Below are 19965 nucleotides of genomic sequence, written 5' to 3'. Positions count from 1 at the left end.
GATCGGCCCTCGCGGCCGGGGGTGCGCCTGGGCCGATCTTGGGCAGGGCAACCCAGGAACCGATCGACGCCCCGACTGCCATCGAGCACTGAGTACCATATTGAAACGACTCAGAATGAGCGCAGAACCGCTTGACACCACCCGCTTCCGTCCCGCATGATGCACCTGAAAGGTTTCAAGAGACGTGGCCCACTCGGTGGCTGCGGCTTCCTCCGGCACGTGGCAACCGCCCGCGGGCCGGCCCACCCCAACCCAAGGAAGGAATGCGGACAATGACGTCACGCACAACCCGCATCCGTGCCGCCGCAGTCTTGCTGACCGCCACGGCACTCACCGTCTCCGCGTGCGGCGGCAACGATCCTGGCACCGACGAGGGCGCCGCGGGAGAGGTTGAGGGCAGCACGATCGTGCTGACCACGATCACCGGCCTCGCGCCCCAGTTCGAGCAGTACGCCGATGCCTACATGGACGCGTTCCCGGACCGTACCGTCGAAGTGCGCAGCAGCACCGATGACGCGGCCGAGTACTCCCAGCAACTCGCCACCGGCCGCATCAGCGGTGAACTGCCGGACGTGTTCTTCAACGTGGACTTCCTCGCCGACACCCTGGCGACGAACAACGTGACGCTCGACCTGGCGCCCGGCATCGAGGAGGGCAAGCTTGGCGATCTCCGCCTCGATGACTTCCTGCCCCAGTTCGTCGGCCAGTACCGGCCGCTGGACAACCCCGAGCAGGTCACCGGGCTCCCGGTCAGCGCGGACTCGGTCGGGCTCTTCTACAACAAGACACTGTTCGACCAGTACGGCATCACCGAGTACCCGGAGGCGGACTGGACCTGGGACGACATGCTCCGGGTGGGGGAGCAGATCACGACGGCCTCCGGTGGCGACGTGATCGGGCTGGCGGCGCCCCTGGGCTCAGGCGCCGATCAGATCGTGTTCGGTCCCGTGATCCAGGCGTTCGGTGGATTCGTCTACGACCCCGACACGCAGACCTCCGGAATCGGTCAGCCCGAGGCGATCGAGGCGTGGGAGCTCATGCTGTCCGCATTCGACTCCGCATCCGGGCCGTACACGGCGACCCCGGATCCGACGGTCAACTTCAACGCGGGCAACGTGGCCATGGCCATCGCGTCCCGGGGTGGCGTGCCGCAGGTGCAGGCAACGCTCGTCGACGTCGACTGGGACGTCCAGGTGCTGCCCACGATCGACGGTAACTCCACCGCCGGGGGTGGCTCCTACGGTCTCTCCATCGCGCAGACCTCCACCAACCAGGACGCCGCGTGGGCGTTCCTCGCCTGGTTCTACGACACGGACGCAGGCATGCTCGTGGCGCAGGAGGTCGGCGGCGCGATCCCGCCGACCGAGGACGGCATCGACAACGGGATCTGGCGGGACGTCAGCCCGCCGCCTGCCAACATCGCCATCTTCGGCGAGTCCGCACGCACCGCCGTCCTGCTCACCCAGATGCCCGGTGCGACCAGCGCCGTGCTGACGGAGGCCACCACCACCGCCACTCAGCAGGTGATCCTCGAGGGCCGTGACGTGGCGGAGGCGTTCCAGGAGGCCGAGGCAATCGTGAACGCGGCGCTGGCCGAGGAGACCGGGGAGTAGTTCGACCCTGCCGAATCCGTCGATCGTCCCGTCGAGCGGCCAGGTGCGTGGCGAATCGCTGCCCGCACCTGGCCAACCATTCGGAGGTAGCACCGTGTCAACCTCGCCACCGCTGGGCGCCCAGGCGGATGCTGAGCCCCTCGCCGTCCGGCCTGCCAAGGGCCGACCGGATCCGGCCAGAACGCCGGGGCGTCGCCGTGCGCGCCGCGTCGACGCGCTGACGGCCGGGTTCTTCATGACGCCGGCTCTGCTCGGATTCGCGGTCTTCGTGATCCTGCCGGCACTCGGCGGTCTCGTCCTCGCGTTCTTCGACTGGGACCTGTTCGGCACCCCCGAGTTCGTCGGGCTGGAGCACATCCAGCGACTCTTCACCGATCCGGTGATGTGGCAGTCGCTCGGCGTCACGGCGGCATTCGTGCTGCTGGGCGTGATCCCGACGATCGCCATCGGGTTCGTCCTGGCCGTCGTGGTGAACAGCAACCTGCCCGGGGTCGGCGTGTTCCGCGTGCTCTACTTCTCTCCGATGGTCGCCTCGGCTGCCGTCGCCGCCGTGATCTGGGTGAACCTCTACCGCTACCGCGGCGGGCTCATCAATCAGGTGCTCGGCTGGCTCGGGATCACCGGCCCGAACTGGCTGTCCGACCCCGTGTGGGCCAGACCAGCACTGGTCATCATGATGATCTGGAGCGCGCTGCCCCTGGTCATCATCCTGTACCTGGCCGGACTGCAGCGGGTGCCCGAGGACATCTACTCCGCCGCGGCACTGGACGGCGCCGGCAAGTGGCGCATGCTCTGGTCGATGACGTGGCCGAACGTGCGCAGCACGACCGTGCTCATCGCGGTACTGCAGGCAGTCAGCTTCATCAGCGGCTCGTTCGAGATCGCCCTCATCATGACCAATGGCGGCCCGCTGGGGACAACGCAGTCGCTCGCCCTGTACTCGTACAAGATGGCGTTCTCGCAGCGGGACATCGGCTACGCGAGCGCGCTGTCCTTGTTCCAGCTCGTGCTCATCCTCCTGATCGTGCTGGGAGTGCGTGTGCTCGTCCAGCTCCGGAAGGAACGTGGCTGATGTCCAAGTCCCTCTATATTCCGTTCCGGTACACCCTCATCGTGGTGTGTGGGTTCATCCTGGCCATACCGCTGCTGTTCATGATCTCGGGCTCGCTGAAGTCCGCGCAGGAGATCGTCGCCTACCCGCCACCACTGCTGCCCGAGACGCCGATCTGGCAGAACTTCGCCGATGCATGGTCCTACCTCACCCCACGGGTGATCGCGAACTCGTTCATCTTCAGCCTCGGCGTCGTGGGGTTGCAGCTGGTCGTCTCGCTGCCGGCCGCCTTCGCCCTCGCGAAGATCCCGTTCAAATGGTCCACGGGGATCATGGCAACGCTGATCGTGCCTATGTTCGTGCCTGGCAACCTCACCCTCATCCCGCTCTTCGTGGTCACGTTCCAGCTCGGCTGGCTGAACAGCTTCGCGGGACTGATCATCCCGATGGCGGCGCAGAGTGCGTTCGCGATCCTGCTGTTCCGGCAGTTCTTCGTGACCCTCCCACCCGGTCTCATCGAGGCTGCCCGCATCGACGGCGCCGGATGGTGGCGCGTGTTCGTCTCGATCGCGCTACCCCTGGCGCGGCCGGCACTGGCAACCTTCGTGTCGATCAGCTTCCTCAGCGCCTGGAACATGTACATCTGGCCCCAGATCGTCGCGCCCAACCCGGCGCAGCGGGTCATCAATGTTGCGCTGGCGCCACTCGCGGGTGGTGAGAACTCGATCATCTCGCCGTCGGTCGGACTGGCCGGTGCGGTCATCGCCATGATCCCTGTCCTGACCGTGTTCATCGTGTTCCAGAAGTGGTACATCAAGGGCGTCGTCGGGACGGGGCTCGAGTGACGACGACGGCCAACGACTCGCCGCCGCGCCGCCGACCGACCGCACCCGAGGCTCCCGCGCGCCCAGCCGGGACCGAGACACCGTCTCCGGCGCGCGTGGTGGGGCTGCGCGCCGAACAGGGCGAGGAAGGAGTGGTCCTCGACACCGGGGCACCCCGCCTGAGCTGGACGGTCGCCGACGCCGTGGCCGGGTGGGCCTACGACTCCTACGAGGTACAGGTCCTCGACGGGCCCAGCCGTGTGGTGCGAGGCACCGACGGAGTGTTGGTGCCCTGGCCGTTCGAGCCGCTTCCCTCCCGCGAGCGACTGTGCCTCCGGGTGCGCCTCGGGTCCGGGGACCCAGATGAGGAAGGCAGTGCTTGGACGCCGTGGAGCGAGCCGGTGTCCCTCGTCGTTGGTCTGCTCGAGGAAACCGACTGGAGCGCCGAGTTCGTCAGCCCGGTCACGCTCGGCGGGCTCGATGACGGCGCGCCGCACGTGTTCACCGACTTCACGCTCGAATCGGCGCCGGTCCGCGCCACGCTCTACCTCACGTCGCACGGTGTCTACGAGGCCTACCTCAACGACGATCGCATCGGCCGGGATGTTCTGACCCCGGGTTGGACGGCGTACGAGCGACGCCTGCGCTACCAGGCCCACGATGTCACCGGCCTGCTGCGGCCGGGGGCGAACACCGTGGGCGCACTTCTCGGCAATGGGTGGTACCGAGGGCAGCTCGTCTGGCCGGGGAACCGGTCCAGCTACGGCGACCGGCTGGCCCTGCTGGCACAGCTCGAGCTGGAGTTCGCCGACGGCACCCGCCGCGTCATCGGCACCGATCCCACGTGGCGAGCATGCCCCAGCCCGATCCTGTTCGACGACCTCTACGACGGCGAACGGCGCGATCTGCGCCGCTCCATGCGGCCGCACGAGTACGCCTCGGAGCCCGTGGAGGCGGTCCCCGGGGACATGTCCCGGCTCGTGGCGCGCCGTGGACCGGCCGTGCGGGTCATCGAGCGCAGACCCGCGCTCTCCCTGCTCACCTCGGCAGCCGGCGCCACGATCGTGGACTTCGGGCAGAACCTGGTGGGCTGGGTCGAACTCACCGTGCGCGCTGCAGCCGGCACCGAGGTCACCGTCCGGCACGCGGAGGTGTTGGAGAACGGCGAGCTGGCGCTGCGGCCCCTACGCAGCGCGAAGGCCACCTGCCGGTACGTGCTGGCAGGCGTGGCCGAGGAGGTGCTGCGCCCGACGTTCACCTTCAACGGGTTCCGCTACGCCGAGATCACCGGGCTCGAGTCGTTGCGCATCGAGGATGTCAGTGCGCTGGTGCTCGGCTCGGACCTGCGCCGCACGGGCTGGCTGGAGACGTCGGACCCAGACCTGAACCGGCTGCACGAGAACGTCGTCTGGGGCATGCGCGGCAACTTCCTCGACGTACCCACCGACTGCCCGCAACGGGACGAACGCCTCGGCTGGACCGGTGACATCCAGGTCTTCGCCCCCACGGCGAACTTCCTGTTCGACACCTCCGGGTTCCTGGCCGGCTGGCTGGAGGATCTGGCCGCCGAGCAGAAGCCCGACGGCGGTGTGCCGCACATCATTCCGGACGTGCTGCGCGACGTGGACCCGGCCGCCGCGGCCTGGAGCGACGCGGCCGTGATCGTCCCGTCCACCCTGTACACGACCTATGCCGACCACGGCGTCCTCGTGCGCCAGTACGCCTCGATGCGGGCGTGGGTGGAGAAGGTCCGATCACTGACCGGACCCGGGCACTTGTGGACCACCGGACCGCAGTTCGGCGACTGGCTCGACCCGACCGCGCCGCCGGACCGGCCCGACGCCGCGCAGGCCGATCCCGCCGTCATCGCCACTGCCTACCACGCCCGCACGACCCGTCTGCTCGCGCTGGCGGCCGCCACCGTCGGCCACGGCGAGGACGCGACCCGATACGGCGCGCTCGCCGACGCGATCGCCGCGGCCTTCGACGCGGAGTACGTGGACCCCGACGGCCGGGTCCGCTCGGACTGTCAGACCGTCTATGCGCTCGCCCTGTGCTGGGACCTGATCGCCGACGAGGACGCCCGCGACCTGGCCGGCGAACGCCTCGCCGAGCTTGTCATCGGCGCCCGGTACCGCGTCGCGACCGGTTTCGTGGGCACTCCGGTGATCCTAGACGCACTCTGCCGGGCCGGGCGCGCGGACCTCGCGCACCGCATGCTCACCGAGACCGACCTGCCCTCGTGGCTCTACGCCGTCGGGATGGGAGCGACGACGATCTGGGAGCGGTGGGACTCGATGCTGCCGGACGGAACGGTCAATCCGGGCAGCATGACGTCCTTCAACCACTACGCCTACGGGGCCGTCGCGGACTGGATGCACCGGTTCATCGGTGGTCTGGCGCCAGCGGCGCCCGGATGGCGCGAGGTGGTGGTGCGCCCGGTGATCGGCGGGTCCCTCACGCACGCGAGCGCGGCGTTCGACTCCGTGCACGGTCCGATCAGCACGTCGTGGCGCCGTGACGATCGCGGCGCGGTGCGGTTGAGCGTGGACGTGCCGTACGGCGTCGGCGCACAGGTCTGGGTACCCGGTCACCCCGAGCCGGTCCACGTGGGTGCCGGGCGCCACGAGTTCGAGGGCACCGCACTGCTGCCCTAGGCTCGGGACCATGACTTCAGAGGTACTGCGCGCCGATGGCCGACGACCCGACGACCTGCGCCCGGTGCGCTTCCACCGGGGCTGGTCCGACCAGGCCGAGGGTTCGGTGCTCGTGGAGTTCGGGGGCACTCGGGTGTTGTGCACCGCGTCCTTCACCGAGGGCGTGCCGCGCTGGCGCAAGGGCTCCGGGCAGGGCTGGGTCACCGCGGAGTACTCGATGCTGCCCCGGTCCACGAACTCGCGCTCGGACCGGGAGTCGGTCAAGGGCCGCATCGGCGGCCGCACCCACGAGATCTCCCGACTGATCGGCCGCTCGCTGCGCGCGATCATCGATGTGTCCGCGCTCGGCGAGAACACCATCGTGCTCGACTGCGACGTGCTCCAGGCTGACGGCGGCACCCGCACCGCGGCGATCACGGGCGCCTACGTGGCGCTCGCCGACGCGATCGCCTGGGGCCGGGAGAACGGGGCCGTCGCCAAGAAGGCGACCGTCCTGACCGACTCCATCGCCGCCGTCAGCGTCGGCATCATCGACGGCACCCCGATGCTCGACCTGCCCTACACCGAGGACGTCCGCGCCGAGACGGACATGAACGTCGTCGTGACCGGATCAGGCTCGTTCGTCGAGGTCCAGGGCACCGCCGAGGGCGTCCCGTTCGACCGCGCGGAACTGAACGCGCTCCTCGACCTCGCCGTCGACGGCACCGCGCGACTGACCGAACTGCAGGCCGAGGCGCTCGCCGTCCCGCACGCCCGGCGCCCCACGCCGGGTCCGCTCGACGCGCTCGCACAGTGAGCACCACGCCCGACGGCGTCGCTTCCGGTGCGCAGGCGGGTGCGCCCCGGCTCGTGCTCGCCACCCATAACGCCCACAAGGTGGGCGAACTCCGGGCGATCCTCGCCGGGCTGACGCCGCTCGGGCCGGAGCAGATCATCGGGGCCGCGCAGGCCGGTGCGGCCGAGCCGGTCGAGGACGGCGTGACGTTCGCCGAGAACGCGCTGATCAAGGCGCGCGCACTGGCCGCACACACCGGCCTGGTGGCCGTCGCCGACGACTCCGGCCTCGCCGTCGACGTGCTCGGCGGCGCGCCCGGGATCTTCTCCGCGCGCTGGGCAGGGCGGCACGGCGATGACCGTGCGAACCTGGACCTGCTCCTGGCCCAGCTCGGGGACGTGCCTGCCGAGCACCGGGCCGCGGGCTTCGTCTGCGCCGCCGCACTGGTCACCCCGGACGGGCATGAGCACGTCGAGCTGGGGGAGTTGCGCGGCACGCTGCTCACGGCCCCGCGCGGGGAGGGCGGCTTCGGCTACGACCCGATCCTGCAGCCCGACGGCGAGACCCGCTCGTGCGCGGAGCTCACCGCGGGGGAGAAGAACGCGATCTCCCACCGTGGCCGCGCCTTCCGCGCGTTGGCTCCACACATCGCGGAGGCGCTCGCCCGGGTTTGAGGCCGGAGGGCAAGGTCAGGTTTGACGGTCGAAGGCTGCCGGCGGCGAGCGTGGGACGTCATACCCGGTGCAGTGCGAAGTGGTCGCGATATGCATCGCCGACTAGACCGAAGGCCGCGCTCATATGTTAGGTGACGGATGCTCACCTGATATCGTCGGCTCAACGAACGTCGGACGAAGGATGCCAAGCGATGACTCTGCTCAAGGACGAGACGGTGCACGATCTCGGCGAATCCGTCGCGGTGCCGGGTTACGACCGGTCCGCGCTCACCACCGGGATCGTACATATCGGCGTCGGCGGCTTCCACCGGGCGCACCAGGCGATGTACCTCGACCTGCTGATGCGCGAGGGCAAGGCGCTCGACTGGGCGATCTGTGGACTCGGCCTGCTGCCCAGGGACGTGCGGATGCGGGACGCGCTGAAGGCCCAGGACGGCCTCTACACCCTCGTCCTCAAGCACGCGGACGGCACGATCGAGCCGACCGTCATCGGTTCCATCATCGACTACCTCTACGGACCTGATGACCCCGAGGCTGCCATCGAGAAGATGGCGGACCCGCAGGTGCGGATCGTCTCCCTGACGGTCACCGAGGGCGGCTACAACGTCAACCCGGTGACGGGCGAGTTCGACCTGCGCAACGAGCAGGTCCGGGCGGACCTGGCCGACGGCGCCGTCCCCACCACGTCCTTCGCGTACGTGACCGAGGCGCTGCGCCGCCGTCGGGACCGGGGCGTCACCCCCTTCACGGTGATGAGCTGCGACAACATCCAGGGCAACGGCGAGGTCGCGCACAAGATGTTCGTCGCGTTCGCGCGGGCCAAGGACGCCGAGCTGGCCGACTGGATCGAGTCCAACGTTCCGTTCCCGAACTCCATGGTCGACCGCATCACCCCGGTCACCACCGACGACGACCGCGCCCTGGTCGCCGAGAGGTTCGGCATCGAGGACGCCTGGCCGGTGGTGTGTGAGCCGTTCGCCCAGTGGGTGCTGGAGGAGAAGTTCGCCGACGGTCGACCGCCGTACGAGGAGGTGGGCGTCCAGGTGGTCGAGGACGTGATGCCGTACGAGCTGATGAAGCTCCGGCTGTTGAACGCCAGTCACCAAGCGGTCGCATACTTCGGCTACCTGGCCGGCTACCGGCTCGTCCACGACGCGTGCCAGGATCCGCTTTTCGCTCGGTTCCTGCTCGCCTACATGGACCGGGAGGGGACGCCAACGCTGCGACCGGTGCCGGGCGTGGACCTCACCGAGTACAAGCACACCCTGATCGAGCGGTTCTCCAACCCCAACGTCCGCGACACGCTCGCCCGGCTGTGCGCCGAGTCCTCCGACCGCATCCCGAAGTGGCTCGTCCCCGTGATCCGTGAGAACCTCGCCGCCGGCGGCGAGGTGCGGCTCTCGGCCGCGATCGTGGCCAGCTGGGCGCGCTACGCCGAGGGTGTCGACGAGGCAGGGGAGCCGATCGAGGTCGTGGACCGGCTCGCCGAACAACTCACCGCGGTCGCCCGGACCCAGGATCGGGACGACTTGGCGTTCATCCGCGACCGGGACCTCTTCGGTGACCTCGTCGACGATGAGCGGTTCGTCGGGCCGTACCGTTCGGCCCTGGCCTCGCTGCACCGCGACGGGGCCCGGGTGACGCTCGAGAACCTGGACGACGCCGAACTCGACTGAGCGGCACCCATAGCGCCGGCGAGGCGCCGGCCCGGTCAGTCGGCCGGTGCCGCCGCGGACTCGGCGCGCAGGATCTCGGTCAGGGCACCGGCCGCGGCCGGATCGAGCACCAGGGTGGATCCGATCCCGCCACGGACGGCGGCACGCACGGCCCGGGCAGCGGCTGCGCCGTGGGCGCTGATGATGACCTCGGGAGTGCGGCGCAGCTGGTCCAGGCCGACGCCCACGATCCGCCCGTTCAGCGGCGTAGCCACGAGCTGGCCGGCGCCGTCGATCAGGTGTCCGGAGCACTCGCCGACTGCGCCCGCGGCGGCGGCGTCGGCGATATCGGACCTGCTCACGTTCGAGTACACGGTCGACGACTCCGACGACCAGCCCCCGACGGCGACGACGGCGATGTCCAGCTGGTTCGCACGCTCCAGGGCACGGGCGATCTGGGGTTGAGCGCGCAGGCCCGCGGCCGTGGCCTCGTCCTGGACGACGAGAGGGGCCCAGATCGGCCAGGTGCGCACGCCCGGCAGGCTCTTGAAGCGCTGGATCATCTCGAGCGAGTTTCCGCTGCCCTCCACCGGCTGGGCACCCACGAGCTGCACCACATCACAGGGCGGCAGGTGCTGGATGTGTGCGGCAGCGAGCTCGATGGTCCGGGACCAGGAGACGCCGATCGTCATCTGCGGCTTGACCCGATCCACGAGCGTGCGGGCCACCGCGCGGGCCAGGGCGTCCCGTGGGGACGTACTCGAGCCGCCTGGGGCGACGATCACCTCGCGCACGCCGAGGGCCTCCGCCAGGGCGCTACCGGTGGAGGTGTCCAGATGGGCCGGGGTGGAGATCTCGATCCGCACGATGCCCAGCTCGCGTGCCGAGTTCAGCATCCGCGCCACCTGGAAGCGGGACAGCCCACGCTCCTTGGCGATCTCCACCTTGGAGCGACCGTCCAGGTAGAAGTCCACGCTGACCTCGCGCAGCAGCTCAGGATCGTCGAAGTCGGGCACGAAGCCTCCTCAAAGTTGTCATATGAGCGGGTCCGGCTTGCTCATCTGAGGGTGTCGAACTATTCTAGCCGCAGATGAGCGCAGCGTTGCCTCTCGAATGAGCGTCATCGCTCGGTCATCATCCGTTGGAAGCTCCGCCCATCGCGTGGCCCCTTGTCCACGCCGACGTGAGGACGACGATGTTCACGACGCCCCTCCAGCCACGGCTCCGACCCGGGGCGCAGTCGCCCGGGCGTCGGTCCAGATCCCGGCCGCGTCGGGCGGGAGTAGCCCTCGGGGCGGCCGCGGCGCTCAGCCTCGCGGCGGGGTGCGCCGGCGCCGGTGCCGTCGGGGGCGGTGGCGACACCGAGCAGATCGTGGTCGCGATCGTCTCCAACCCGCAGATGCAGGACGCCATCTCCCTGCAGGAGGAGTTCCGCGCGCAGTACCCGGACGTCGACGTGCGGTTCGTGAGCCTCCCGGAGAACGAGGCCCGCGCGAAGATCACCGCGTCCGTCGCCACCGGCGGCGGTGAGTTCGACGTCGTCATGATCTCCAACTACGAGACGCCGATGTGGGCCGCGAACGGGTGGATCGAGAACCTCCAGCCCTACGCCGACGAGACCGAGGGGTACGACCCCGAGGACTTCGTCCCGAGCGTGGCCGAGGCACTCTCCTACGAGGGCGATCTGTACTCGGTGCCGTTCTACGGGGAGTCGTCGTTCCTGGCCTACCGCGAGGATGTGTTCGCCGAGAACGACGTCGAGATGCCGGAACGCCCCACCTGGGCCGACGTGCAGGAGATCGCCGCCGAGCTCGACGACCCGGACCAGGACTTCTCCGGCATCTGCCTGCGCGGCCTCGCCGGGTGGGGCGAGGTGATGGCGCCGCTGACCACCGTGATGAACACCTATGGCGGTCAGTGGTTCGACGAGGACTGGAACGCGCGCCTGGATTCACCCGAGGTGGAGGCCGCCGTCACCGACTACGTGGAGCTGGTCCAGACACACGGCCAGCCGGGTGCCGCGACCTCCGGCTTCGGTGACTGCCTGACCCGGTTCGCGCAGGGCAACGCGGCCATGTGGTACGACGCGACCTCGATGGTCTCCAGCGTCGAGGACCCGGCCTCCTCGACCGTGGCGGGAGACGTCGGCTACGTACCCGCGCCGGTGGAGGTCACCGAGGCGGCCGGCTGGCTGTACTCCTGGTCGCTGGCGATCCCGTCCACCAGTCAGCACAAGGATGCGGCGTGGGACTTCGTGTCCTGGATGACCAGCCCGGACTACCTCGAACTGGTCGGGGACACCCTCGGCTGGGAGCGGGTGCCGCCGGGCAGCCGGCTGTCCACCTACGAGATCCCGGAGTACGCCGAGGTGGCACAGGCCTACGCCGAGCCCACGCTGACCGCGATGGAGGAGGCAACACCGGAGCTGACCATGGCCGCGCCGGTGCCCTACCCGGGCATCCAGTTCGTCGGCATCCCCGAGTTCCAGGATCTGGGTACCCGGGTCGGACAGCAGATATCGGCCGCCATCGCCGGCCAGATCACCGTGGCGGAAGCGCTCGAGCAGTCGCAGCGCTACGCCGAGACGGTCGCCGAGTCCTATCAGGGCGATGCGGCTGCCGACGAGGGGAGAGACTCGTGACCACGCTCGTCGACAGACACAACGCCGCGCAGTCGCGGCGCACCGAACCCGACGTGGCCGCTCAGCGCGCGGAGGCCTGGCGTCGCAGGGCACCGCTGCTGCCCGCCCTGATCTTCACGATCATCGTCACGCAGGTGCCGTTCCTGGTGACGATCTGGTACTCGCTGCGGTCCTGGAACCTGCTCAGGCCCGACGGCGACACGTTCGTCGGTCTGTCCAACTACGCCGACATCTTCGCCGACTCGACGTTCCGCGGCGCTGCCCTGAACAGCGTCCTGATCACGGTGGCCTGCGTGCTCTTCTCGATGCTCATCGGGATCGGGCTCGCCCTGCTGCTGGACCGTCCGTTCCGTGGCCGCGGGGTGGCCCGCACGCTGCTGATCACCCCGTTCCTGATCATGCCGGTGGCCGGGTCGATGATCTGGGCGGTGTCCATGCTCAACCCGACCTACGGCCTGGTGAACTGGACGATCGGGCTGGTCGGCATCGATCCGGTGGACTGGACGTCCACCTACCCGGTGCTCTCCATCCTGATGGCGCTGGTGTGGCAGTGGACGCCGTTCATGATGCTGCTCGTGCTGGCCGGGTTGCAGGCCCAACCCAAGGATGTGCTGGAGGCCGCGCAGGTGGACGGCGCCGGGTGGGGTCGCACGTTCACCTGGATCACCCTGCCGCACCTGCGCCGCTACATCGAGCTCGGGGTGCTGCTCGGCGCGATCTACGTGGTGAACACGTTCGACCAGATCTACCTCATGACCGCGGGCGGCCCGGGCACGGCGAGTGCGAACCTGCCGTTCTACATCTACCAGCGCGCGTTCCTGGGCTTCGACATCGGGCAGGCCGCCGCCATGGGGGTGGTGGTGGTGATCGCGACGATCATCGTCGCCACCTTCGCCCTGCGCCTGATCTTCCGCAGCTTCGAGCAGAAGGACTGACGATGACCAGCACAGCTCAGACCCTCAACCCGCCGGCCGGCACGAACCGGCCCGCCGCCACGCACCGCAAGGACCGCGGCTCCGGCATCGGCGGTGGCCTGCTCACCACGCTCACCTGGGTACTGTCCATCGCGTTCTTCTTCCCGGTGCTGTGGATGGCCATGACGGCGTTCAAGAACGAGAACCAGGCTGCGTCCAACCCGCCGACCTGGTTCTTCACCCCCACCCTTGACCAGTTCCGGGCGGTGATCGATGCCGGTGCCGGCACGTTCTTCGCGAACTCCCTGATCGCTACCGGCGTCTCAACCCTGCTGGTGGTGCTGCTGGCGGTGCCCGCCGCGTACGCACTCGCGATCCGCCCGGTAGCCAAGACCAGCGACGTGCTGTTCTTCTTCATGTCCACCAAGATGCTGCCGGTGGTCGCCGTGATCATGCCGATCTACGTGATCGCCGGCCAGCTGCACGTGCTGGACAACATCTGGACCCTGGTGGTGCTCTACACGGCGATGAACCTGCCGATCGCGGTGTGGATGATGCGCTCGTTCTTCCAGGAGATCCCCGGCGAGGTGCTGGAGGCGGCGTCCATGGACGGCGCCGGCCTGATGCGCACGATGCGTTCGGTGCTGATGCCGATGGTGGCGCCCGGGCTGGCGGCGACGGCGCTGATCTGCGTCATCTTCGCCTGGAACGAGTTCTTCTTCGCGCTGAACCTGACGGCATCCCGGGCGGCCACCGTGCCGATCTTCATCACCTCGACGATGACCAGTGAGGGGCTGTTCCTGGCTCGGCTCTCCGCGGCGTCGCTGCTGGCCTCGCTGCCGGTGATCATCGCCGGTTGGGTGGCGCAGAAGCAGTTGGTCCGAGGCCTGTCCATGGGCGCGATCAAGTGACGCTGGGAGCGGGTGCCGGCCGCTTGGAGGCTGACCGCGGCGCCTGCTCGCCCCGGCCATCAGGGCCCCATCAGTCCCTCACCCCCGATCCGGTACCACCGGTAGTCGTAGCCGCCCAGCGAGACCTCGAGTGTGCCGACACCTCGTGAGACCCCGTCGCGCGCCAGCAGGTCGACGATCTGGTCCGGCTCGTCGACGTCGGGCAGCGGCACCTCGACCGTGACCGGATCGGGCCCGAGGTTGTGGATCGCCACCACGGCCGAGGCCTGCAGGTCGCAGCGGTGGGCCAACACCTGAGGAGCATCGGTGGTGAGCACCGAGAATTCACCCCAGCCCAACTCGAAGCAGGTACGTCGCACGGCGATCAGCTCCCGCATGAAGGCCCACATGGATTCGGGGTCGTGGCGCTGGTCGCGGACGTTGACGTGGTCCGGGCCGTACCCGTCGCGCACCATGGCCTGGATCAGCCGGCCGGGGGACGCAGCAGAGAACCCGCCGTTGCGGGCGTCGGTCCACTGCATGGGGGTACGCACGGCCATGCGCCCCTCGGCGGCGAGGTCTTCCCCCATCCCGATCTCCTCGCCGTAGTAGATCGTGGGTGTGCCCGGGAGGGAGAACATCAGGCTGTAGGCCATCCTGAGCCGTCGTGGGTCCCCGGACAGCATCGTCGGCAGCCGGCGCTTGAGACCACGTCCATAGAGCTGCATCTGCGGTTCGGGGCCGAAGGCTGCGAACACCTCCTGACGCTCCTCGTCGGTCAGCTTGTCCAGGGTGAGCTCGTCGTGGTTGCGCAGGAAGTTGGCCCACTGGCAGGTGGGATGGATCGGCGGCCGCTCCTCGAGGGCCGTGGCCAGTGGCGTCGCATCCCCCCGGGCGAGGGACAGGTACAGGGCCTGCATGGCGATGAAGTCGAACATCATGGTCACTTCGTCCCCGTCGTCGCCGCCGAAGTACTCCAACTGCTCCGCACGGGCGACGTTGACCTCCCCGAGCACCATCGCCGAGCCCTTGCGACGGGTCAGGAAGGAGCGGATCTCCCTCAGGATCTGATGTGGGTCGTCCGGGACCGCCGACTCATCGGGGTGGGCGCCGAGCGTCTCGGCGTCCTTGATGAAGAACGGGACCGCATCGACCCGGAAGCCGTCGATCCCGAGTTCCAGCCAGAACCCGATGATCCGCAAGATCTCCTCGCGCACCAGCGGGTTGGCCACGTTCAGATCCGGTTGGTGCCGGTAGAAGTGGTGGAGGTACCACGATTCGGTCCTCTCCTCGCGTTCCCAGATGGACTCCTCCTGGTCCGGGAAGACGACCTCGCCGCTCGTGTCCGGAGGCTCCGTGTCCCGCCAGACGTAATAGTCCCGGTACCGGCTGTTCCTGCTCCGCCGGGCCGACCGGAACCAGGGATGCTGGTCCGAGGTGTGGTTGATGATGAGATCGGCGATCACCCGCATCCCGCGATCGTGCGCAGTCCGCACCACCTCCACGAGTTGGCCATGGTTGCCGAGCCGTGCGTCCACACCGTAGAAGTCCGTGATGTCGTAGCCGTCATCGCGGTCCGGGCTGGGGTAGAAGGGCATAAGCCACAGGCAGTTGATCCCGAGCTGTGCCAAGTAGTCGATCCGTTGCGCGAGGCCAGTCAGGTCCCCCGTCCCGTCACCGTCGGAGTCCAGGAAGGTCTCCACGTCGAGGCAGTAGATCACCGAGCTCTTCCACCACAGGTCGCTCGTCCGGGTCGTTCTCATCGCCGTCCTCCCTCGCTCACTGCGGGCAGGACCTGGTCGCCGAATGCGTCCAGGAACGCATCCTGGGCCTGGCCCACATGGTGCAGGTAGATGTCGTCGAACCCGAGGTCGGCATACTCACCGATCCAGGCGCGGTGCCGTCCCAGATCCGCCGACACCCGCACCGTCTCCGTGACCGCGTCCAGTGGGACCCGCTCGGAGAACGCGTCGAAAGCCTCGGTGGTCGCGGTGTCAGCCGGCGCGGGAGGGGCGAAGACGTTGCTCCGCCACTGGTCGTGTGCCAGTGCCAAGGCCTGCTGTTCGGTGGGTGCCCAGGACAGGTGCAACTGGAGTGCCAGCCGTCCGCGCCCACCGGCGCCGCGGTACGCCGCGACCACCTCACGCAGGGTGTCGACCGGCTGGACCACGGTCACCAGGCCGTCGGACCAGGCGGCGACCCGCGCCGCAGAGACTGCCGAGATCGCCGGAGCGAGCAGGCCTGGTGGCTCCTCGGGCAGGTCCCAGAGTCGGGCTCGATCGACTCGGACCGGCCCGTCGCTGCTGACCTCCTCGCCGGCCAACAGGGAGCGGATGATCGCCACGCTCTCCTCGAGCCGCTGCACCCGAACCTCCTTACGCGGCCAGTGCTCGCCGGTGATGTGTTCGTTCAACGCCTCGCCGGTGCCCAGCGCGACCCAGAACCGGTGGGGGAACATCTGGGCGAGGGTCGCCAGTTGGTGGGCCAGCACGGCCGGGTGATAACGCGACCCGGGGATGGCGAGACTGCCGATCGGGATCCTGGTCAGTGCGAGCGCGGCTCCCAGCCAGGTCCACGTGTTGCCGGAGTGGCCCTGGCGGCTGCTCCAGGGCGCGATGTGGTCGGAACACATGGCCATCTCGAATCCGACGCGTTCGGCGTGCTGCACGTCTCGGAGCAACTGCCGCGGCGAGGCCTGTTCGTGGCTTGCATGGAACCCGATGCGTGTCATGAGGCAACCGAAACCCCGATCGGTGCCCTCCGCAACAGCAGACGGTGCCGCTGACGGCGCGCCACCCGGCCGGGCGTTCCTGGGGTCAGTTCAGCTGGCTCGGCCCGAGATCGAACCGCATCCGGGGCAGCCGGCGGCCGGGGATCGAACCGCTCGCGGTGTGGCCGACTCTTGTCGCGCCTGCGTGCGCGTAGAAGGCTTCCGCGTCCGGGTCGGCGTCCAGCCCGAGTGAGTCGAAGCCGGCCTCCGCGGCCGCGGCCAGGGCATGTCGGAGCAGTGCTCCACCGGCCCCGGTGCCGATCCGCACCGGGTCCACGAAGAGCGCCGCGAGCTCGCCGTCGGGTGGTTCACCGTGGATGCGGTAGAAGCCCACGGGGCGGTCATCCTGCCCGGCCGCGACCACGAGGCCACCGGCCCGGATCTGCGCCTCGGTGTAGGTGAGTTCGGCCCGGCAGGCCTCCAGGAACGCTTCGTCGTAGCCCCAGTGCGCCTTGGACCGCAGAGCCAGGTCGGACAGGAGGTCGGCCTCGCCGGCTCGCGCAGGACGGATCCGTGTCTCGCTCACGGCAACGGCTCCCGGAGCCGCACGCTCGTCGTGAACCCGTGCGGCTCGCGGACGGTGACCTCGACCCCGGTCGGGGCGGCAACCTGCAGGTCCAGGGCTGCGCCGTCGCGGGCCCAGGCGACCTCGACCCGGCCACCACCCGGCAGCGGGACCGCGCCGCGGGCCCAGACCAGATCGCCCGGGTGCGGCGCGATCTCAACCCGGGTTCCGCCGTCGAGCAGCCGTATCCCGAGCACCACCGCGGGAAGGAACGACGCCGGTGCGGCCGACCAGGCGTGGCAGTGGCTGCGGGTAGGCCACTCCCGGTCCGGCGCGGGGAACATCTCCCAGCAGGTCACGGCTCCGGCCTCGATCATGGCACCGTAGTCGCGGCGCAGGTCGGCCAGCGCGACGTCCGCGCGGCCCGCGGCCTCGAGCACGTCGTAGCGGAAGATCGACATCCACGGGCTGCCGATCTGCACGAGTTCCGACGGCGGATCGACCACGAGCGCGCGGGTGCGCCTCCGCTGTGGCTCACTGCCGACGCCGGCCAGGTGGGCGAACATCTGGGTCTGCACGCTGATGACGTCCGACCGGGCGCCGTCGGCGTGGATGGCGTCGATGAACGCCTCCCGCTCCGGTGACCACAGGTGGGTCGCGATCGCCGCGCGCAACGCCTCGGCCCGTGCCCGCAGATCGCCGGCCAGTTCGACGCCGCCGCCGGGCTGCGCTCGATCGGCCAGGCCGGCCGCGGCGTCGAGCGCCATCACGAACAGCGCGTTCTGGTGGGTCACGATCCCGGCGTTGGGCTGGTCCATCGGCGCCCAGTCGAGCAGGTTCCAGGCCTCGATGGAGAGCAGTCCGTTAGCGTCGAGATGCTCGGCGAACGCGTCCAGGGCCGCGACCGCCTCCGGCAACAGATCCCTGGCGAAGGTCGCGTCGCCCGTGCGCCGGGCGTGCTCGTCGCAGGCCAGCACCCAGAAGAACGTCCACGCCGGGATCACGTTCGTCCACCCGGACGGCACCTGGGAGCCGAGCAGCGGGGTCTGTCCCTTCGACCCGGGGACCAGTCGCAACGAGCGCTCGATCAGCGGCGCCACGTCGAACAGCGACGACGCGAACCGGGCGCTGGAGTAGGTGTCGCCGACCCAGAAGGCCTGCTCGTAGACCGGGCAGTCGACGAACGTGTCCTCCATGCAGGCGATCACGGTGCGCCGGGACATCTCCCAGATCTCGGTGAGCAGGCCATCGCTCGCTGCGAACTCACCGGCATCCTCGGCTGGGCCGGTGGGGTAGTGCGAGTTGCGGACGGCGACCTCGTGCAGCGTCACCGGGCCCGGCGCCGCCGCGTCGCGACGCACCACGAGCTGCAGGTAGCGCAGCCCGCGCCGCACCGGGGACTCGTAGCGCTGCCGCCCGGCCCGGGTGCGGTAGCGCAGCGTGTTGTCCATCGCCGTGGTCTCCTGGCGGCGGACGCCGTCGATGTACTCGAAGCCGTAGACGTCCACGATCGTCCCGGCCGGGGCGTCCAGGTCCACGATCACGAACCCGGATGCCTCGATGCCGAGATCGAGCACGATCGAGACGTCACCGCCGTCGGGCAGGACCACGGGCTCGCCCCGGGTCAGCCCGGTGACGTCGGCGGTGAGTGGGTCCTGCTCACGCGGGTGTACCACCTGCCCGTAGACGCTCGTGGTCGCCACGAGCGCGGCCGGGATGGTGGCTGCCGGCAGGGGCACGGCGCCCTGGTCGCGGGTTGCGGTGAGCGCGGCGACGGCGGAGCTCACCTGTGGTGTGGGCGTCACCTCCGGGCGGGTCGGGTGGGCCAGCGGCCGGTCGAAGGCGGGGTTCGGGTCGCCGATCGGGCCGAGCGCTACGAACGGGGTGGGTGCCTCGGGGTCCCACGGGTGGGTCAGATCCGCACCGTCGAGGAGCAGCGGCAGCGGGTAGCCGTGGTCGTACATGCTCACGTCGAGGGCGAGCCAGTGCGGGCCGGCGTCCAGCTCGAGGTCGAGGGTGCGCAGGTCCGCCGGCCCGGGCGCCAGCTCCTCGATGTCCCAGTGGCGCCCGTCCACGGCGATGCCGCGGAGCCGGGGGAGCGTGGTGGTCAGCGGCAGGCCGACGGTCACCGGGCGGGCGGGACCCTGCTCCGCGAGTGTGAGTGCGGTGAGCAGGTAGCCGCCGTACGCGCTCGGGTTCGCGTGGGCGGGCGAGGTGGGGTCGAAGGTCGCCCGGACGTCCACCGTCCAGCTCTCCGCCCACTGGCGGACCCGCTCGACGGAGCGCACCGCCACGGGTGCGACGATCTCCTCCTGCAACGGCGGGATCGACCGGGGAACCAGCGTGCTCCAGGGCCCTTCGCCGGGTGCGGCGATCTCCGTGGCGGGCGCCCACCCGGCCTCGACACCGTTCGGGTAGGTGCCCTCGTGGGCGTCGCCGCCGTCGGTCCAGTCGGGCTGCCACGCGCCGTCGACGTTCTCGGTGAACGCCAGCTGCGGGCTGATCCGGGGCGCGCGCGGGTCGTGGCCCCCGTGCGTGGCCACCTCCCACTTCGAGTCCGTGCCGACGATCCCCCAGCCGAGGTCGAGCTCGGCGAGCAGACCGCCGCGCCCGGGCAGCGACTGGAACGTGGCGACCCCGTGGTGGGCGACCAGCACCGCGACCGTGTTCCACTTGTACTCGCGTAGGTGCCACCAGATGTCCCAGGTGTCGACCGGCCACCGGTCTCCGAACGCGCGCACCGGCCCGTGCCCGATCCGCGTGCCGTTGACGAACACCACGTACCGGGTGTCCGCGGTGACCCGCAGCAGCGCCGTGCCACCCTTGTCCGCGGCGAACCGGCGCCGGAAGCAGCGCCAGGCGTTGCGGGGCGTGGGTTCGCCGTCGTCCCAGATCCACCGGGTGGCGGGCTGCCACGTCGCGCTCGTGTCGGTCTCGGACGGCGGCGGTGTCGAGGTCACCGCAGGATCCTCGCACAGGCCGGCCGTTGCTCCCTG

Annotated in this window: 15 protein-coding genes; 10 read left to right on the top strand and 5 right to left on the bottom strand. The window is 69.7% G+C overall.

Annotated elements, in window-relative coordinates:
- Positions 1-272 precede the first annotated feature (272 nt).
- From KCQ71_RS08865 to KCQ71_RS08835, 7 genes are all read left to right on the top strand, one after another.
- Positions 273-1613 carry an extracellular solute-binding protein gene (locus KCQ71_RS08865; protein ID WP_223404948.1) on the top strand — a complete coding sequence of 447 codons (1341 nt, stop codon included), beginning with the start codon at positions 273-275 and terminating at the stop codon, positions 1611-1613.
- A gap of 94 nt (positions 1614-1707) precedes the next feature.
- Positions 1708-2685, top strand: a complete 978-nt coding sequence (locus KCQ71_RS08860; protein WP_223404946.1) for a carbohydrate ABC transporter permease — start codon at positions 1708-1710, stop codon at positions 2683-2685.
- Positions 2685-3509, top strand: coding sequence for a carbohydrate ABC transporter permease (locus KCQ71_RS08855; protein WP_223404944.1), 825 nt, complete (start codon positions 2685-2687; stop codon positions 3507-3509). The genes KCQ71_RS08860 and KCQ71_RS08855 overlap by 1 nt, the downstream gene beginning before the upstream one ends.
- Positions 3506-6145 carry a family 78 glycoside hydrolase catalytic domain gene (locus KCQ71_RS08850; RefSeq protein WP_223404942.1) on the top strand — a complete coding sequence of 880 codons (2640 nt, stop codon included), beginning with the start codon at positions 3506-3508 and terminating at the stop codon, positions 6143-6145. The genes KCQ71_RS08855 and KCQ71_RS08850 overlap by 4 nt, the downstream gene beginning before the upstream one ends.
- Positions 6146-6155: 10 nt before the next feature.
- On the top strand, positions 6156-6941 hold the full coding sequence (gene rph, locus KCQ71_RS08845; protein ID WP_223404940.1) for a ribonuclease PH: 786 nt from the start codon (positions 6156-6158) through the stop codon (positions 6939-6941).
- Positions 6938-7594, top strand: a complete 657-nt coding sequence (gene rdgB / locus KCQ71_RS08840) for an RdgB/HAM1 family non-canonical purine NTP pyrophosphatase (RefSeq protein ID WP_223404938.1) — start codon at positions 6938-6940, stop codon at positions 7592-7594. The genes rph and rdgB overlap by 4 nt, the downstream gene beginning before the upstream one ends.
- A 191-nt stretch (positions 7595-7785) precedes the next feature.
- Positions 7786-9270 carry a mannitol dehydrogenase family protein gene (locus KCQ71_RS08835; RefSeq protein ID WP_223404936.1) on the top strand — a complete coding sequence of 495 codons (1485 nt, stop codon included), beginning with the start codon at positions 7786-7788 and terminating at the stop codon, positions 9268-9270.
- A gap of 35 nt (positions 9271-9305) precedes the next feature.
- On the opposite strand, the gene KCQ71_RS08830 is transcribed toward KCQ71_RS08835, so the two are convergent.
- Positions 9306-10265 carry a sugar-binding transcriptional regulator gene (locus KCQ71_RS08830; RefSeq protein ID WP_223404934.1) on the bottom strand — a complete coding sequence of 320 codons (960 nt, stop codon included), beginning with the start codon at positions 10263-10265 and terminating at the stop codon, positions 9306-9308.
- Positions 10266-10444: 179 nt separating this feature from the next.
- Here KCQ71_RS08830 and KCQ71_RS08825 point away from each other — a divergent pair, with 179 nt between their 5' ends.
- From KCQ71_RS08825 to KCQ71_RS08815, 3 genes are read left to right on the top strand one after another with little or no spacing between them, the layout of a single operon-like run.
- Complete coding sequence (locus KCQ71_RS08825; RefSeq protein ID WP_223404932.1) at positions 10445-11890, top strand: ABC transporter substrate-binding protein; 1446 nt, start codon at positions 10445-10447, stop codon at positions 11888-11890.
- Positions 11887-12825: a carbohydrate ABC transporter permease gene (locus KCQ71_RS08820; RefSeq protein WP_223404930.1), complete on the top strand. Its 939-nt coding sequence runs from the start codon at positions 11887-11889 to the stop codon at positions 12823-12825. The genes KCQ71_RS08825 and KCQ71_RS08820 overlap by 4 nt, the downstream gene beginning before the upstream one ends.
- A gap of 2 nt (positions 12826-12827) precedes the next feature.
- Positions 12828-13715, top strand: a complete 888-nt coding sequence (locus KCQ71_RS08815) for a carbohydrate ABC transporter permease (RefSeq protein ID WP_223404928.1) — start codon at positions 12828-12830, stop codon at positions 13713-13715.
- Positions 13716-13774: 59 nt separating this feature from the next.
- Here the strand turns inward: KCQ71_RS08815 and KCQ71_RS08810 are convergent, their stop codons facing one another.
- The 4 genes from KCQ71_RS08810 to KCQ71_RS27575 form a co-directional block, all read right to left on the bottom strand.
- Positions 13775-15457: an alpha-amylase family protein gene (locus tag KCQ71_RS08810; RefSeq protein WP_223404926.1), complete on the bottom strand. Its 1683-nt coding sequence runs from the start codon at positions 15455-15457 to the stop codon at positions 13775-13777.
- The gene (locus KCQ71_RS08805) at positions 15454-16425 is read right to left on the bottom strand and encodes a TIGR03885 family FMN-dependent LLM class oxidoreductase (protein ID WP_223404924.1); all 972 of its coding nucleotides are present in this window, start codon (positions 16423-16425) and stop codon (positions 15454-15456) included. Before KCQ71_RS08805 ends, KCQ71_RS08810 begins: the two co-directional genes overlap by 4 nt.
- An 85-nt stretch (positions 16426-16510) precedes the next feature.
- Positions 16511-16990, bottom strand: coding sequence for a GNAT family N-acetyltransferase (locus KCQ71_RS08800; RefSeq protein ID WP_223404922.1), 480 nt, complete (start codon positions 16988-16990; stop codon positions 16511-16513).
- Positions 16987-19929, bottom strand: a complete 2943-nt coding sequence (locus tag KCQ71_RS27575) for an alpha-L-rhamnosidase-related protein (RefSeq protein WP_223404920.1) — start codon at positions 19927-19929, stop codon at positions 16987-16989. Before KCQ71_RS27575 ends, KCQ71_RS08800 begins: the two co-directional genes overlap by 4 nt.
- Positions 19930-19965 lie beyond the last annotated feature (36 nt).

Origin of the sequence: Occultella gossypii (assembly GCF_019947135.1) — a bacterium.
Classification (GTDB): domain Bacteria; phylum Actinomycetota; class Actinomycetes; order Actinomycetales; family Beutenbergiaceae; genus Occultella; species Occultella gossypii.
The sequence above is the reverse complement of the archived record's forward strand: the minus strand, read 5'-3'. Positions and strand labels throughout refer to the sequence as shown.

Coding starts and splice junctions, on each gene's coding strand:
- KCQ71_RS08865 (WP_223404948.1), top strand. CDS start 273: ATGACGTCACGCACAACCCGCATCCGTGCCGCCGCAGTCTTGCTGACC.
- KCQ71_RS08855 (WP_223404944.1), top strand. CDS start 2,685: ATGTCCAAGTCCCTCTATATTCCGTTCCGGTACACCCTCATCGTGGTG.
- rph (WP_223404940.1), top strand. CDS start 6,156: ATGACTTCAGAGGTACTGCGCGCCGATGGCCGACGACCCGACGACCTG.
- KCQ71_RS08835 (WP_223404936.1), top strand. CDS start 7,786: ATGACTCTGCTCAAGGACGAGACGGTGCACGATCTCGGCGAATCCGTC.
- KCQ71_RS08825 (WP_223404932.1), top strand. CDS start 10,445: ATGTTCACGACGCCCCTCCAGCCACGGCTCCGACCCGGGGCGCAGTCG.
- KCQ71_RS08815 (WP_223404928.1), top strand. CDS start 12,828: ATGACCAGCACAGCTCAGACCCTCAACCCGCCGGCCGGCACGAACCGG.
- KCQ71_RS08810 (WP_223404926.1), bottom strand. CDS start 15,457: ATGAGAACGACCCGGACGAGCGACCTGTGGTGGAAGAGCTCGGTGATC.
- KCQ71_RS08805 (WP_223404924.1), bottom strand. CDS start 16,425: ATGACACGCATCGGGTTCCATGCAAGCCACGAACAGGCCTCGCCGCGG.